The 15,898-nt window shown below is 67.7% G+C and carries 14 protein-coding genes; 7 read left to right on the top strand and 7 right to left on the bottom strand.

The features are described from left to right. Window positions 1-22: 22 nt before the first annotated feature. The 4 genes from AC3IPP_RS09040 to folD all read right to left on the bottom strand — a co-directional run bounded on the left by AC3IPP_RS09040 (window position 23) and on the right by folD (window position 3,296). Window positions 23-712: a TPM domain-containing protein gene (locus tag AC3IPP_RS09040; protein ID WP_087139461.1), complete on the bottom strand. Its 690-nt coding sequence runs from the start codon at window positions 710-712 to the stop codon at window positions 23-25. Next, window positions 706-1,575 (bottom strand): TPM domain-containing protein, encoded by an 870-nt coding sequence (locus tag AC3IPP_RS09035; protein WP_489148740.1) that lies wholly within the window; start codon window positions 1,573-1,575, stop codon window positions 706-708. The genes AC3IPP_RS09040 and AC3IPP_RS09035 overlap by 7 nt, the downstream gene beginning before the upstream one ends. 7 nt (window positions 1,576-1,582) lie before the next feature. Continuing rightward, window positions 1,583-2,275, bottom strand: coding sequence for a LemA family protein (locus AC3IPP_RS09030; protein ID WP_489148739.1), 693 nt, complete (start codon window positions 2,273-2,275; stop codon window positions 1,583-1,585). A gap of 97 nt (window positions 2,276-2,372) precedes the next feature. Next, window positions 2,373-3,296 (bottom strand): bifunctional methylenetetrahydrofolate dehydrogenase/methenyltetrahydrofolate cyclohydrolase FolD, encoded by a 924-nt coding sequence (gene folD, locus AC3IPP_RS09025; protein WP_087139460.1) that lies wholly within the window; start codon window positions 3,294-3,296, stop codon window positions 2,373-2,375. A gap of 93 nt (window positions 3,297-3,389) precedes the next feature. On the opposite strand from folD, the gene AC3IPP_RS09020 reads away from it, so the two are divergent. The 3 genes from AC3IPP_RS09020 to AC3IPP_RS09010 all read left to right on the top strand — a co-directional run bounded on the left by AC3IPP_RS09020 (window position 3,390) and on the right by AC3IPP_RS09010 (window position 7,065). Next, window positions 3,390-5,204: a PPC domain-containing protein gene (locus AC3IPP_RS09020; protein ID WP_087139459.1), complete on the top strand. Its 1,815-nt coding sequence runs from the start codon at window positions 3,390-3,392 to the stop codon at window positions 5,202-5,204. A gap of 62 nt (window positions 5,205-5,266) precedes the next feature. Then, window positions 5,267-6,253, top strand: coding sequence for a type 2 isopentenyl-diphosphate Delta-isomerase (gene fni, locus AC3IPP_RS09015; protein WP_489177390.1), 987 nt, complete (start codon window positions 5,267-5,269; stop codon window positions 6,251-6,253). 50 nt (window positions 6,254-6,303) lie between these two features. Then, entirely contained in the window at window positions 6,304-7,065 is a 762-nt protein-coding gene (locus tag AC3IPP_RS09010; RefSeq protein ID WP_489148738.1) for a peptidase, read from the top strand. Between the two features lie 34 nt (window positions 7,066-7,099). On the opposite strand, the gene AC3IPP_RS09005 is transcribed toward AC3IPP_RS09010, so the two are convergent. From AC3IPP_RS09005 to hutU, 3 genes are read right to left on the bottom strand one after another with little or no spacing between them, the layout of a single operon-like run. After that, entirely contained in the window at window positions 7,100-7,600 is a 501-nt protein-coding gene (locus tag AC3IPP_RS09005; protein ID WP_489148737.1) for a hypothetical protein, read from the bottom strand. A 56-nt stretch (window positions 7,601-7,656) separates the two neighbouring features. Continuing rightward, window positions 7,657-9,189, bottom strand: coding sequence for a histidine ammonia-lyase (hutH, locus tag AC3IPP_RS09000; RefSeq protein WP_489148736.1), 1,533 nt, complete (start codon window positions 9,187-9,189; stop codon window positions 7,657-7,659). Between the two features lie 4 nt (window positions 9,190-9,193). After that, a complete protein-coding gene (gene hutU, locus AC3IPP_RS08995) occupies window positions 9,194-10,858 on the bottom strand; it encodes a urocanate hydratase (RefSeq protein WP_489148735.1) in 1,665 nt (554 codons plus the stop codon). Window positions 10,859-10,947: 89 nt separating this feature from the next. Here hutU and hutC point away from each other — a divergent pair, with 89 nt between their 5' ends. From hutC to AC3IPP_RS08975, 4 genes are all read left to right on the top strand, one after another. Then, the gene (hutC, locus tag AC3IPP_RS08990; protein WP_489148734.1) at window positions 10,948-11,649 is read left to right on the top strand and encodes a histidine utilization transcriptional repressor HutC; all 702 of its coding nucleotides are present in this window, start codon (window positions 10,948-10,950) and stop codon (window positions 11,647-11,649) included. Window positions 11,650-11,654: 5 nt separating this feature from the next. After that, a complete protein-coding gene (locus tag AC3IPP_RS08985) occupies window positions 11,655-12,545 on the top strand; it encodes an agmatinase family protein (RefSeq protein ID WP_489148733.1) in 891 nt (296 codons plus the stop codon). Between the two features lie 439 nt (window positions 12,546-12,984). Continuing rightward, window positions 12,985-14,202 carry an imidazolonepropionase gene (hutI, locus tag AC3IPP_RS08980; RefSeq protein ID WP_489148732.1) on the top strand — a complete coding sequence of 406 codons (1,218 nt, stop codon included), beginning with the start codon at window positions 12,985-12,987 and terminating at the stop codon, window positions 14,200-14,202. Between the two features lie 36 nt (window positions 14,203-14,238). Then, the gene (locus tag AC3IPP_RS08975) at window positions 14,239-15,825 is read left to right on the top strand and encodes a phytoene desaturase family protein (protein WP_489148731.1); all 1,587 of its coding nucleotides are present in this window, start codon (window positions 14,239-14,241) and stop codon (window positions 15,823-15,825) included. Window positions 15,826-15,898: the final 73 nt, after the last annotated feature.

Genomic DNA, 15,898 nt, shown 5'->3' with positions numbered 1-15,898 from the left:
GATAGCCGTCCTGATAACCGGACTAGATGACAACCAGTTTGTCGGGGATCTCGTTTTCATCAGCGGGCTTGGGCGGAAAGCGTTCCGCCAGAACCTGACCGCACAAAGCGATCGCCTTCTCGAAGCCCTCGACTGGGCGGTCGCGCCGCAGCGCGCCTGTCAGGGCGGCGACGGCGTCGGCCCAGACCTCGGGACTGACGCAGGAGTGGATGCCCTCGTCGGCCACCACCTCGACCTGATGATCGGCCAGGGCGGCGAAGATCAGAACGCCGGTGCGCGCCTCGGTGACGTGCAGGCCGTGAGCCAGGAACTGCTGCATGGCCGCGCGGCGGACGCGCGTGCGGCGCAGGGCGGCGGGCGTCAGAATCCTGCGTACGACCGGGATCAGCGACAACAGGAAGACGGCCACGAAGACGCCGGCCTGCACCAGTCCATAGGCGGCCAGCGCCCGTCCGATCTCGGCCGAGGCGGCGGGGGCGTGGGCGATCTCCCACCCGCCGCCGAAGGTCAGCCAGTCGCCGTTGAAGCCGAACGGAATCAGTCCGAGCGGCAGAAGCAGCGCCGCCGCCGCCGCCCAGCCCAGACTGACGTCACGATAGGAGGACACCTGCCGCGCCACGACGCAGAAAATCTCGCCGGAGGTGTTCGCCTCGGCCTGGGCGATGGCCTGAGCCACCCTTGCGTGGTCGTCGTTCGTGAACTGCATCACCATCCCCCCGAGGCGCCGCCGCCGCCGAAGCCGCCGCCGCCTCCGCCGAAACCACCGCCGCCGAATCCGCCGCCTCCGCCCCAGCCTCCGCCGCCGCCCCAGCCGCCGCGATCATCGTCGTCGCGGTTGCGCAGGGCCTCGCTAGCGGCCCAGATCAGGATGGGCGACAGGCCGTCGCCGCGCCCGCGCCGTTTGCGGCCGCCCGCCGCCGCGCCGACCATGCTGAAGAAGATGAAGGCGAACACCGCCAGGATGACGATGGCGGGCAGAACCGGCTTGGTCGTCGCTGTCGCCGCGCTCTTGGCCTCTTCGGCGCGCGCCTGGGCTTCGGCCGGATCGGCGGTCAGTTGCGCGATGATGGAGTCGGTCCCGGCGATGATGCCGGCGGCGTAATCGCCCTGACGGAAGGCCGGCAGGATGTCGTTACGGATGATGAGGGAGGAATAGGCGTCGGTCAGCACGCCCTCCAATCCATAGCCGACCTCGATCCGCACCTTGCGCTCGTTCGGCGCGACGATCAGCAGGGCGCCGCCGTCGTTTTCCTTTTGCCCGATGCCCCATTGGCGACCTAGCTGATAGCCGAAGTCCTCGATTTCCTGGTCCTGAAGCGAGGGCAGGGTGACGACGACCAACTGGTCCCCGGTCTGCTGTTCCAGCGTCGCCAGCTTGCCGGTCAGGGCCTGTTCCTGTGCGGGCGTCAGCAATTGGGCGTCGTCGACCACCCGCCCAGTCAGGGCCGGGAACTTGATCTCGGCGGCCAGGCTGGCGCCGGGCAGAGCGGCCAGCCACAGCGCGAGGCTCAGCAACAGCGCGGGGATCAGGCCCCACGCTGCGCCTTCCCTCGGGGCGAGGGGGAAAGGGTTCATTGCAGGCTTACTGCGCCGCCGGGGCGGGGGCGGCCGCGGGCGGCGTGGATCCCGGCGCAGCGCTGGGGGCAGGCGCGCCGCCGCCGGGCTGGGCGCCCAGGTCGAAGTTTACCGTTGGCGCGGATTGAGCCTCGGCCGTGGCGGTGAACAACTGCATGGGCTTGGAGCCGCCGTGCAGGGTCTTGGCCCAGATCACGCTCGGGAAGGTGCGCAGCGTCGTGTTGTAGTCGCGCACGGCCTCATTGTAGTCGCGGCGCGCCACGGAAATGCGGTTCTCGGTGCCTTCCAGTTGCGACTGCAGGGTCAGGAAGTTCTGATTGGCCTGAAGCTGGGGATAGGCCTCGACCGTCACCAGCAGTCGCGACAGGGCGCTGGAAAGCTCGCCTTGAGCTTGCTGATACTGCTGGAAGGCGGCGGCGTTATCGAGGTTGGAGGCGTCGATGTTGACGCTGGTGGCCTTGGCGCGGGCCTCGATCACCTGGGTCAGGGTGGTGCGTTCCTGAATGGCCGCGCCCTGAACGGTGGCGACCAGGTTCGGCACCAGGTCGACGCGGCGCTGATACTGGCTCTGGACATCGGCCCAGGCGGCCTCGGCGCGCTCCTGCTTGGTCGGAATGGTGTTGTAGCCGCAGGCGCCCACGGCGGGGGCCAGGACAACGACAGCGGCGACAGCCGCGATACGAGGCGAAAATCCAGCCATGAAGAAGCTCCTGCGCGGCGGCCCTCATGACCGCTGATCGCTAAAGACTATCGGGGCCGAAAGGCTCCGCTTCAAGGCCGGATTTTTGACGAAGATCTCAGCCGTTCAGGTCTTCCGGCTCTACGCCCGCCGCGCGGCAGGCGGCGGTGTAGGTGTTGGCCAGCAGGCAGGCGATGGTCATGGGGCCGACGCCGCCGGGGACGGGGGTGATGCGGCCGGCGACCTCGACCGCCTCGTTGAAGTCCACGTCGCCGACCACGCGGGTCTTGCCTTCAGCAGCCTTGACCGGATCGCGTGAGGGGACGCGGTTGATGCCGACGTCGATGACGGTCGCGCCCGGCTTAATCCAGTCGCCCTTGATCATCTCGGGGCGGCCGACGGCGGCGACCAGGATGTCGGCGGTGCGGCACAGGGCGGGCAGGTCGCGGGTGCGCGAGTGGGCCACGGTGACGGTGCAGCTTTCGCCCAGCAGCAGTTGCGCCATCGGCTTGCCGACGATGTTTGAGCGGCCGACGATGACGGCGTTCAGGCCCGACAGGTCGCCGAGTTGATCCTTCAGCAGCATCAGGCTGCCCAGCGGCGTGCAGGGGATCATGCCCGGCAGGCCGACGGCCAGGCGTCCGGCGTTGACGACGTGGAAGCCGTCTACGTCCTTGTCCGGCGAGATGGCGTCCAGCACGGCGGCCGAATCGATGTGCTTGGGTAGGGGCAACTGCACGAGGATGCCGTGGATGCCCGCATCGGCGTTCAGCGACGCGATCAGGGCCAGCAGCTCGGCTTGGGTGGTTTCGGCCGGCAGGCGGTGGGTGTCCGAACGCATTCCGGCCTTCAGCGTCGTCTCGCCCTTGTTGCGGACATAGAGCTGGCTGGCGGGGTCTTCGCCGACGATGACGACGGCCAGGCCGGGCTTGACGCCATGGGCGGATTCCAGCCGTGCGGCGGCGGCCGCGACGCGCTCCACCAGGGTCTGTGAGAAGGCCTTGCCGTCGATCAGCGAGGCGCGAGCGGGTTCGACAGCCATAATTGGCTCCATCTGCCGGGAACTGGAAAGCGTTGCCGCGATTTACAGGCGCTGCGGTTCGGCGTCTATGATGACGCCAGCAAAGAGGTTTTTATGCGTTATTCCCTGTTCGCGGCGGTCAGTGCTGTCGCTCTTCTGTCCACCGGCGCCGCCTGGGCCCAATCGGCGACCGACGCCCGGCTGGGGGATGACATCCGCGGTCGGCTGGAAGATGGCGACGCCCGCACGCGCGGGAGCGACGGCTATCGCTATGACGACTATCGCGTGAACCTGCGCGCCGGTCAGCGGCTGGAAGCCGAGATGACGTCGGACGATTTCGACACCTATCTGGAAGTCTACGCCGAAGGCTCCCTGCGGCAATCGCTGGCCAGCGATGACGACAGCGCGGGCGATCTGAACGCGCGTCTGCGGTTCACCGCGCCCGAGGCCGGGGTCTACATCGTGCGCGCCCGCACCTTCTCGGGCATGGAGACCGGCGACTATCAGCTGTCGCTGAAGGAGCGCGCCGCGCCGCGGATGCCGCGGCCGGGCCGCATCGCCATCGGTCGCGATGAGACGGGCAGCCTGGGCTCCAGCAGCGCCGAGGATGACGACGGCAAGCGTTATGACGCCTACGCCTTCCGCGCGTCGGCGGGCGAGCGGGTGAAGATCGATCTGGAGTCCGACGACTTCGACAGCTTCCTGCGTGTCGGCCGCATCGTGAACGGCGCCTTCGTGCAGATGGCCGAGAACGACGACGGCGGCTCCAGCCTGAACGCGCGCCTGGTGTTCACGGCGCCGCAGGCGGGGGAATATCTGATCCGCGCCACCTCCTATAACGGCTCGGCCGAAGGCGACTATCGCCTGTCGCTGGAGCAGGGGCCGCCCGCGCCGACGGCGACGTCGGTGACGGTCGGCGAGGAGACGCGGGGCCGCCTGAACTCGGATAGCGCGACCAGCGATTCCGGCGCTCCGGCGGACCTGTACCGCTTCAGCGGCCGCGCCGGACAGCGCGTGGCGATCACCATGGAGGCGGACGGGTTCGACACCTACCTCGAACTGTTCGACGCCAACCACAACAGCCTGGCGACCGACGACGACAGCGCCGGCGATCTGAATGCTCGCCTGACCCACACCCTGGCCGAGGACGGCGACTATCTGATCGAGGCGCGCGCCTTCTCCAGCGGCGAGGGGCCTTACACGCTGAAGATCGAGGAGATCGCCCCGCCGCCGCCGCCGTCCGCCATCGCCTTCGGGCAGACGGTCGAGGGCGAACTGAAAAACAGCGACGCCACCGATGATGACGGTCGCCTGTATGACGCCTTCGTCTTCAGCGGGACCGAAGGGCAGCGCATCCAGGCCGTCATGCGGTCCGGCGACTTCGACGCCTATCTGCAGCTGAGCGAAAACGAAGAGGAATTCAACGAGATCGCCAGCGACGACGACGGTCTGGGCCAGGGAACGGATGCGCGTCTGATCTTCACCCTGCCGGAAACGGGCGAATATGTGCTGCGGGCGCGCTCATGGTCGCGCGACGCCAAGGGCCTGTATGCGCTGGAGCTGCAGGATCTGGGCGACGAACCTTCGCCCGGCAGCCTGCTGATCGGCTCGACCGTGCGCGGGCGGCTGAGCGAGCGGGCCAGCCTCACCGACGACGGCGTCTACTACGACGCCTATCACTTCAAGGCCAAGGCGGATGAGAAGCTGCGCTTCACCCTGATCGCCAGTAGCTTCGACGCCGTGGTCGAGGTCGGCGAGGAGAAGGACGGCGACTACTTCAAGCTGGAAGAGGACGATGACAGCCTGTCCGACACCCACGCCCGTCTGAACTGGACGGCGCCGCGCGATGGTTCCTATGTGCTGCGCGCGCGTAGCTTCGGCTCCAACTCGACCGGCGACTATGTGCTGATCACGGAGCGGCAGCCCTGAGCGAACCTGACGACGCCGCCGCCTCGGCCCTGATCCTGGGCCGGAAAGACCAGCACCTAGACGTGGTGCTGGCCGGCGGCGGGCGTCATGCCCTGTCTGCGGGCTTTGACGACTGGCGCTTCGTGCACGAGGCCTTGCCGGACCTGGATCATGCACGCATCGATCTGGGCGTCGACTTCCTGGGGCGGCGGCTGAAGGCGCCTTTCCTGATCAGCGCCATGACCGGCGGCCCGGCGCGCGCCGGGGCGATCAACGCCCGCCTGGCCGAGGCGGCGCAGCACCTGGGCATCGCCCTGGCGGTCGGCTCGCAGCGGGCGGCGCTGGAAGGCGGCGCGGCGGGCGGGCTGGACTTCTCGCTGCGGCTGAAGGCGCCGGATACGCCCATCTTGGCCAACATCGGCGCGGCCCAGCTGACGCGCGGCTTCGGTCGGGACGAGGCGCGCCGGGCGCTGGACATGATCGGCGCCGACGCCCTGGTCGTTCACCTGAACCCGCTGCAGGAGGCCTGTCAGCCGGAAGGCGATCGGGACTGGTGGGGCGTGGGGGCGGCGCTTCAGGCCCTGATCCGCGATCTGGACGCGCCGGTCATCGTCAAGGAGACGGGAGCGGGGATTTCGGCCGTGACGGCCCAGCGCTTGATCGCCATGGGCGCGGCGGGGGTCGATGTCGCCGGAGCTGGCGGCGCCAACTGGGGTCTGATCGAGGGCGAGCGCGCGGCTGATGCGGCGGACAAGGCGCATGCCCTGGCCTTCGCTGACTGGGGCATTCCGACCGCGCGCGCCCTGGCTGAGACACGCAACGCCTTGTCCGACGCCCTGCTGATCGGATCGGGCGGCGTGCGTGATGGCGTAGATGCGGCCAAGGCGATTCGCCTGGGCGCCGATGTCGTCGGCATGGCCTCGGGCGTCATCCAGGCGGCGACCGTCTCGACCGAGGCGGTCATCGAACGGTTCCAACTCGCCATTCGGCAACTGCGAACCGTGTGCTTTTGCGTAAACGCTTCAAATTTAGCGGCTTTGAAACGAGTTTCGTTGCTTCCTGTCAAATAAGCTGGGCATTTTCGCCCTACGATTTTTGCGTCGCACCCAAGGAGATTCCCATGCGCGCCCTGTTGATGACGTCGGTTCTCGCGTCCTCCCTGCTTCTGGCCGGCGCCGCCGCGGCCCAGAGCTCCATCCGGCCTGGGCAGACCGTGACCGGCAACTTCAGCAGCAAGGATGCCCGTATGGACGACGGGTCGCACTACCGTTGCTACGTGGTGCAGACCCAATCGGGCCAGGCCTATACGGTGACCATGCAGTCGTCGGATTTCGACACCTTCCTGATGGCGGGCGCGGGCACGGATTGCGACGAGACCTCGGTGACGAACGACGACGGTCCGGACATGGGGACCGACTCGCAACTGCGCTTCGTCTCCAACGGCGGGAACTGGATCATCCGCGCGAACACGCTGAGCGAGGGCCAGACCGGCTCCTTCCGCCTCAGCATCTCGGAAGGCCAGCGCCTGCGCCCGACCACCCAGATCGTGCCGATCTCGGTCGGTGAAAGCCGCCAGGGCCGACTGGAGTTCAGCGACCGTCAGGCCGACGACGGCTCCTTCTACGACTGCTACGTCCTGAACGTCAGCCGCGGGGGCAATGTCTCGGTCCGCATGGATTCGGCGCAGTTCGACGCTTACCTCTCGCTGCACGAAGGGCCGCAATGCGACGGCGACAGCCTGGCCTCCGACGACGACAGCGGCGGCGGCACCAGCGCCATGGTCACTCAGGACCTGCGCCCCGGCTCTTATTCCTTCCGCGCCAACAGCCTCAGCTCGGCGCAGGAAGGCGATTACACCGTCTCCGTCACGACGATGCGCTGACAAGGAAAAGGCCCCGGTTTCGCCGGGGCCTTTTTCAATAGAAGACGCTGTCTGACGCGGCTCGCGTGTCAGGCGTCGGTGGGTCTTTGAGCGCGGACTGGCGAGCTTCACGCTCAGCCGCGTAGTCGGGCTGGGGCGTATCGAAACCGAAACCGTAGTCGTCCTGCTTCAATTGCGGAGCGGGCGGAGGCGCTGTGGGTCGGATAATGGTCGGAGGCGCGTCATGCGTCGGCGGCGTAGGCAGGTCGGGCATCAGCTCCAGCCAGGCGCTCTCGACATAGGGTTCGTCGTCGCCGGGCAGGGCAGCAAGCCGTTCGGGATCGTGTTCGTATCCGCCCCGCAACTCCCCAACAGCCATGATGGAGCCGACCGGCAGATCGGGTTCGACGGGCGGCACGACGTCGATGGCGACGGCTGAGCCTGACGCCCGCCCGCCATGCGCCGCCGAGGTCGAATTCCAGGCGGCCCAGCCCGCCGCGCCCAGTCCGGTCAGGACCAGGGCGGCGGATGCCAGAATGACGGCGCTTTTGTTCATGGTCGGCGGCATCCTGCGTTCGTGCCTATTACGAAAGCGCTCAACCGCCGTCCGGTTCAAGCCGAAGGCAACAGATCGCCGGCGAAGGCGCGATAACGACCCGCGCGCACGCCTTCCGTCGCACGGGCGATGTCCGGCGCGAAATAGCGGTCTTCCGTATAGGCGCCGCAGGCCTCGCGCACGATGGCGTAGGTCTGCTCCAGTTCCGGCGACGAGGTCAGCGGACGGCGGAACTCGATTCCCTGCGCTGCTGCCAGCAGTTCAATGCCGACCACGGTCGCCGTGTTGGCGGCCATGTCCAGCAGGCGACGTGCGCCGTGGGTGGCCATCGACACGTGGTCTTCCTGGTTGGCGCTGGTCGGCACGGTGTCGATGACGCAAGGATGGGCGACCATGCGGTTCTCGGCCACCAGGGCCGCAGCCGTCACCTGGGCGATCATGAAGCCCGAGTTCACGCCGCTGTCCTTGACCAGGAAGGCGGGCAGGTCGGTCATCTTGGGGTCGACCAGGATGGAGGTGCGACGCTCGCTGATATTGCCGATCTCGCACAGGACCATGGCGATCTGATCGGCTGCATATGCAACAGGTTCTGCGTGGAAGTTGCCGCCCGAGATGACGTCGCCGTCCTCGATGAAGACCAGCGGATTGTCGGTCACGGCATTGGCTTCACGCTCCAGCATGGCGGCCGCGTTGCGCAGCACGTCCAGCGTCGCGCCCATGACCTGCGGCTGGCAGCGCAGCGAGTAGGGGTCCTGCACCTTGGCGCAGTCGTGACGATGGCTCTCGCGGATGGCGCTGCCGCTCAGCAACTCGCGCAGGCGCCGGGCCACGTCGATCTGACCCGGCTGGCCGCGCAGGGCGTGGATGCGGGGATCGAACGGCGCGTCCGAGCCCAGCAAGGCGTCGACCGATAGCCCGCCCGCGGCGATGGCGGCGGCGAAGACGTCTTCGGCCGCGAACAGGCCGGTCAGGGCCAGAGCCGTCGAACACTGGGTGCCATTCAGCAGGGCCAGGCCTTCCTTCGGGCCCAGGACGACGGGCTTCAGCCCGGCCTTGGCCAGAGCCGACACGGCGTCCAGCGTCTGACCCTGATAGCGGGCTTCGCTGACTCCGATCAGGACGCACGACATATGGGCCAGCGGCGCCAGATCGCCCGAGGCGCCGACCGAGCCCTTGGCCGGGATCAGCGGCAGAATCTCGGCGTTGACCATGCCGATCAGGGTCTCCAGCGTGTGACGACGCACGCCCGAGGCGCCCTTCGACAGGCTGGCGATCTTCAGCACCATCAGCAGGCGGGTGGTGTCCGCGCTCAGTGGCTCGCCGACGCCGCAGGCGTGGCTGAGCACCAGGTTCTTCTGAAGGGTTTCAAGGTCTTCCGCCGCGATGCTGGTGTTGGCCAGCAGGCCGAAGCCCGTGTTGATGCCATAGACGGTGCGGCCTTCGTCCAGGATGGCGGCGACGACAGCCGCGCCCTTCTCGACATTGGCCCAGGCGGCGTCGGTCAGGCTGACCGTGACCGGGCCGTTGAGGACCGAGCGAAGCTGGGCGAGGGTGAGCGGCGCAGCGCCGATTTCAATGGTGGTGGTCATAGGCTTACAGGTCCAGCGAGGGCAGGTTCAGGCCATGTTCGCGCGCGGCGTCCTTGGCGATGTCGTATCCGGCGTCGGCGTGGCGCATGACGCCTGTGGCCGGGTCGTTCCACAGAACGCGCTCCAGACGCTTGGCGGCTTCTTCGGTGCCGTCGGCGACGATGACGACGCCCGAGTGCTGGCTATAGCCCATGCCGACCCCGCCGCCGTGGTGCAGCGACACCCACGACGCGCCCGATGCGGTGTTCAGTAGGGCGTTCAGCAGGGGCCAGTCGGACACGGCGTCCGAGCCGTCCATCATGGCCTCGGTCTCGCGGTTCGGGCTGGCGACGGAGCCTGAGTCCAGATGGTCGCGGCCGATGACGATGGGGGCGCTCAGCTCGCCCGAAGCGACCATCTCGTTGAACATCAGACCCGCGCGGTGGCGGTCGCCTAGACCGATCCAGCAGATGCGCGCCGGCAGGCCCTGGAAGGCGATGCGCTCGCCCGCCATGTCCAGCCAGCGGTGCAGGCCGGCGTTGTCGGGGAACAGCTTCTTCATCGCCTCATCCGTCTTGCGGATGTCCTCGGGATCGCCCGACAGCGCGGCCCAGCGGAACGGGCCGATCCCACGGCAGAACAGCGGGCGGATGTAGGCGGGCACAAAGCCGGGGAAGTCGAAGGCGTTCTCGACGCCTTCGTCAAAGGCGACCTGACGGATGTTGTTGCCGTAGTCGGTCGTGGGGACGCCCATCTTCTGGAAGTCCAGCATGGCCTTGACGTGGGTCGCCATCGACGCGCGGGCGGCGGTCTCGACGGCGGCCGGGTCGCTGACGCGCTTCTCTTCCCACTCGGCGACGGTCCAGCCCGAGGGCAAATAGCCGTTGACCGGGTCGTGGGCGCTGGTCTGATCGGTCACCAGATCGGGGCGAACGCCGCGCTTGACCATTTCAGGCAGAAGATCAGCCGCATTGCCCAACAGGCCGATCGACAAGGCTTTCTTGTCCTTGAACGACTGCTCCAGCAGGGCCAGGGCTTCGTCCAGCGTTTCGGCCATGACGTCGACGTAGCGGGTGCGCAGGCGGAACTCGATGCGGCTACGCTGGCACTCGATGGTGATGCACGAGGCGCCGGCCATGGTCGCGGCCAGCGGCTGGGCGCCGCCCATGCCGCCCAGGCCTGCCGTCAGAATCCACTTGCCCGACCAGTCGCCGCCATAGTGCTGGCGTCCCGCCTCCATGAAGGTCTCATAGGTGCCCTGAACGATGCCTTGGGTGCCGATGTAGATCCACGAGCCGGCGGTCATCTGGCCGTACATGGCCAGGCCCTTCTTATCGAGCTCGTTGAAGTGGTCCCAGGTCGCCCACTTGGGCACCAGGTTGGAGTTGGCGATCAGCACGCGCGGCGCGTCGGCATGGGTGCGGAAGACGCCGACCGGCTTGCCCGACTGGACCATCAGCGTCTCGTCGGCTTCCAGCTTCTGCAACTGGTCGACGATGGTGTCGAAGGCCTGCCAGTTGCGGGCCGCCTTGCCGATGCCGCCATAGACGACCAGGTCTTCGGGACGCTCGGCCACTTCGGGGTCAAGGTTGTTCATCAGCATCCGCATGGCGGCTTCGGCCGCCCAGGTCTTTGCGGTCTTTTCCGGCCCGCGCGGGCTGCGGATGATACGGGTGTTGGGCGTGGCCATCGAATCCTCCATGCGGCGTCAGCCGCCGTCGTGCGTTGGTCGCACTGTTATGTCTAGACAATATCGCGTGCAAGAGGCATTTTTGTTTCATGGATCAGGAGCCGCTTCATCGCCGCATCGCGGGCGACATCGAGCGCCGCATCGCCTCAGGCGAGTGGCGGCCGGGTTTCCGCATCCCGACCGAGGCTGAACTGACGGCGGAATACGGCTGCGCCCGCATGACCGTGTCGCGCGCCATGTCTGATCTGGCGTCGCGCGGGCTGGTGGTGCGGCGGCGTCGCGCCGGCACGGTGGTGGCTCATCCGCCGCTGCATTCCTCGGCCCTGGTTTCCATCCCCGATATTCAAGGCGAGATCGAGAGCCGGGGCCTGGCCTATTCTCATCGCCTGTTGGGTCGAATCGTTCGCCCGGCGAGCGGCGAGGAAGACGGGCTGGGCGAGCGGGTGATCGAACTGCAGACCCTGCACCTGGCCGACGGTTTGCCGTTCGTTTTCGAGCGCCGTCTGATCTCTCTGTCCGCAGCGCCCGAGGCGGAGGTCGCCGACTTCACGACGCAGCCGCCGGGCGGCTGGCTGCTGGCGCATATGCCCTGGACCGAGGCTGAGCATCGCATTTCTGCCGTCGGCGCCGACCGCGAGACGGCGGCGGGTCTGGGCCTGGCTGACGGTGCGCCCTGCCTGAGGCTGGAGCGCCGGACCTGGCGTGACGGCCATGGCGTGACCTGGGCCTCACAGATTTTCCCCGGCGCGGCCTATGATCTGGTCGCGCGCTTTTCCCCGACCAAAGGATGACCCTGATGAGCCAACCGTCTGAAGCCCTGGGGTGGCGTTCTGTCGGCGATCTGGTGGGCAATCACCCCGACGCTCCCGTCGCCCTGATCGGCGCGCCGCTGAACGAGCGGTCGTTGACGCCGGGCCGTTGTGACCTGGGTCCAAAGACGCTGCGTGGGGTTCTGCCCCGCCTGTCGACCTATGACGTCGAGACGGGTCTGGAGCTGGAGATCAAGGTTCACGACGCTGGCGATGTGACGCTGAAGGCCGTTTCGCCGTTTGACGCCTTTGAGCCCGTGCGCGACGCGGTGGCGGCTCAAGCTCATCGCGATCTGACCATCCTCGTCGGCGGCAACAACGCCATCACCCGGCCCGGCGTCCACGCCCTTGGGCTCGATCGCGTCGGCGTGCTGACGCTGGACGCCCATTTCGACTTGCGTGACACGGATCAGGGGCTGACCAACGGCAATCCGATCCAGGCCCTGCTGGATGACGGCATGGACGGCCGCCGTATCAGCCAGGTCGGCCTCGCGCCCTTCGCCAACACCCGCCGCGCGCATGAAAAGGCCGAGGCCGCCGGCATCAGCGTCCGCACCGCCCGCGAGTGCCGCCAGCGCGGTCTGGCCAACATCGTGGTCGAGGAGTTGGAGCGCCTGTCGTCCCTGTGCGAGGTCATCTACGTCGACTTCGACATCGACGTGATCGACCGCAGCCAGTGGCCCGCCAGCCCCGGCGCGCGGCCGGGAGGGGTTTCGGTCCACGACTTCTTCGACGCCGCCCGCGCCATCGGCGCGCACGCCAAGGTGCGCGCCGTCGACCTGACCGAATACGACCCGTCGCTGGAAATCGGCGACCTCGGCTCCCTGACGGCGGGCCGCTGGTTCTGTGAAATTCTGGCTGGAGCAGCCGCACGATGACAGGACGTTGGGCGTCGACCTTTGTTTTCCTGCTAGGATGTGTAGGCGCTGCTCCCGCTTGGTCCTGCTCGTACTTTGCTCCGACCTACGCCGAGAGTCTGGACTTTCAGCAGGGTTTGTGGAGGGACGCAGACGCCGTTTTCCTAGCAAGAGCCAAACCTGTAACGGAGGCCCGGAGCCAGCTCCGCCCCATGGTTGCCCTTCATGGAAGTACTCCGCCTGGGAAAAGCATGACCAGTGTCAGTACCAATTGTGGTGAGGCGCCTGCGGAGGGTGTTGTGATCGCTTTTACTCGCCGCATTAGAGTTAGCGACATGCCTTTGGAGCCTTGGCGTTGGGGGCGTTGGTACGTGATCAGCCATTTGGCTCCGGCCGAGGTCGTTGATCCACAGATGGTAGAAGCTTTGAGACAGGCCGCTGGAAGGCTGGAAACTGACGAATGACACTGACTTACGACCGTCTCATCACTGACTGCCACGTCGCCGTCATGACCGAGGGTGGAGCGCCCTATGGCGCGATCGAGGACGCCGCCATCCTGATCAAGGACGGGCGCATCGCCTGGGTCGGGCCGCGTGCGGACCTGCCTGTGCACAAAGCTGTGGAAACCGACAGTCTGGGCGGGCGCTGGGTCACGCCGGGGCTGGTCGACTGCCACACCCATCTGGTCTTCGGCGGCGACCGCTCGGGTGAGTTCGAGCGGCGGTTGGAAGGCGCGACCTATGAAGAGATCGCCCGCGCCGGAGGCGGCATCGTCTCGTCCGTGCGCGCCACGCGAGAAGAGAGCGAGGATCAGCTCTACGTCTCGGCCCTGGCGCGGCTGGAGGGGCTGAAGGCCACCGGCGTCACCACCGTCGAGATCAAGTCCGGCTATGGTCTGGATCACGACAGCGAGCTGAAGATGCTGCGCGTCGCTCGCCGCATCGGGCGCGAGGCCGGGGTGCGGGTGCGCACTTCCTACCTGGGCCTGCACGCCGTCCCGCCGGAGCATAAGGCCGACCGCGCCGTCTATGTGGACAAGGCTGTGGATGAAATCCTGCCCGCCGCCCACGCCGAGGGGCTGGTCGACGCCGTGGACGCCTATTGCGAGCCCATCGCCTTCTCGGTCGAGGAGGTCAGCCGCCTGTTCGACAAGGCCGAGGAATTGGGCCTGCCGGTCAAGCTGCACGCCGACCAACTGTCGGATGGCGGCGGGGCGGCGCTGGCCGCCCGCTATCAGGCGCTGTCGGCCGACCATATCGAGCACACGACCGAGGCGGGCGTGAAGGCCATGGCCGAGGCGGGCGTGGTGGCGGTGCTGCTGCCGGGCGCCTTCCTGATGCTGCGCGAGACTCAGGCGCCGCCGATCGCCCTGCTGCGCCAGCATGGCGCGCGCATGGCGGTGGCGACGGACTGCAACCCCGGCACCTCGCCGGTCGCCTCGATGACGGCGGCGATCAATCTGGCCTGCGTCCAGTTCCGCCTGACGCCGGAAGAGGCGCTGGCGGGCGCCACGCGCAACGCAGCCCGCGCGCTGGGCCTGCAGGACGAGATCGGCACGCTTGAGGCGGGCAAGGCCGCCGACCTGGCTGTCTGGGACATCGGCCGCCCGGCGGAGCTGGCCTATTGGCTGGGCAAGCCGCTGCTGCATCGCCGCTATCTGGCGGGACGCGCGGCCTAGGACTAGCGTCGCTCCCTCAAGCGGGAGGGAGCGCGCATGGCGCAGGCGGAAACGGACGTCGTCATCCTGGGCGGCGGGCATAACGGATTGGTCTGCGCCTTCTATCTGGCGCGGGTCGGGCTGAAGGTGACGGTGCTGGAGCGACGCGGCGTCGTCGGCGGGGCGGCGGTGACCGAGGAATTCCATCCCGGCTTCCGCAACTCGACCGCCAGTTACACTGTCAGCCTGCTGAACCCGCGCGTCATCGCCGACATGGAGCTGCCGCGCCACGGGCTGCGGGTGGTCGAGCGACGGGCGGCGAACTTTCTGCCCTTTGACGACGGGCGTTACCTGCTGACCGGCGAGGGGCGGACCCAGGCCGAGGTCGCCAAGTTCTCGGTGCGCGACGCCGAACGCCTGCCCGACTATGAGGCGCGGCTGGAGACGGTCGCCGCCATCTTGCGCGACCTGATCCTGACCACCCCGCCTAATGTGGTGGAAGGCGGCTGGCTGGCGGCCCTGCCGGAAATGCTGAAGGCGGCGTCGCTGGGGCGGCGGGTCTCGGGCCTGGGGTTGGCGGCGCAGCGCGACCTGCTGGACCTGTTCGTCAAGTCGGCGGGCGACTGGCTGGACGGCTGGTTCGAGAGCGATCCGATCAAGGCCCTGTTCGGTTTCGACAGCGTCGTCGGCAACTACGCCAGCCCCTATACGCCCGGCTCGGCCTATGTCCTGCTGCACCACGTCTTCGGAGAGGTGAATGGCAAGAAGGGCGCCTGGGGCCACGCCATCGGCGGCATGGGGGCGATCACCCAGGCCATGGCCGCTGCCTGCGCCGAGCAGGGCGTCGATATCCGGCTGGACGCGCCGGTCGCTGCGGTGCTGACGGAAAAGGGCCGGGCGGTCGGGGTCGTGACCGAGGCGGGTGATGTGGTCCGCACCCGCGCCGTCGTGTCCAACCTGCACCCGCGTCTGCTGTTCGACCGGCTGGTCGATCCGGCCGTTGTCCCGGCGGACTTCACCGAACGGATGAGCCGTTACGCCTCGGGCTCGGGCACCTTCCGCATGAATGTGGCCTTGTCCGAGCTGCCTCGATTCACTGCCTTGCCGAGTGATGGCGATCACCTGACGGCGGGCATCATCATCGCGCCGTCGTTGGCCTATATGGACCGCGCTCATGCCGAGGCGCGGCTGAACGGCTGGTCGTCCAAGCCGATCGTCGAGATGCTGATCCCCTCGACCCTGGACGACAGTCTGGCCCCGGCGGGGCGGCACGTCGCCAGCCTGTTCTGCCAGCACGTCTCGCCCGATCTGGCGGACGAGCACCGCGACAAGGTGGCTGATCTGATGATCGAGACGGTCGAGGCCCATGCGCCGGGGTTCAAGGCCTCGGTGGTCGGGCGGCTCGCGCTGGGGCCGCGCGATCTGGAGCGGCGCTTCGGCCTGATCGGCGGTGACATCTTCCACGGGCGGCTGACGCTGGATCAGTTGTTCAGCGCCCGGCCCGTGCTGGGCCACGCCGACCACAGGATGCCGGTTCCCGGTCTTTATCTGTGCGGATCTGGCGCCCATCCGGGCGGGGGGGTGACGGGCGCGCCAGGACACAATGCGGCGCGGACTGTGCTGAAGGATTTCGGCAGCCGCTGAGGCTTATCGTGTGCAGGTTGTGCGTGATAATGTAAGGTTGTGTTTGCGCAAAAGTTCAACCTAATATTGTTCT

It is taken from the genome of Brevundimonas sp. KH_060, from assembly GCF_057838275.1.
The sequence above is the reverse complement of the archived record's forward strand: the minus strand, read 5'-3'. Positions and strand labels throughout refer to the sequence as shown.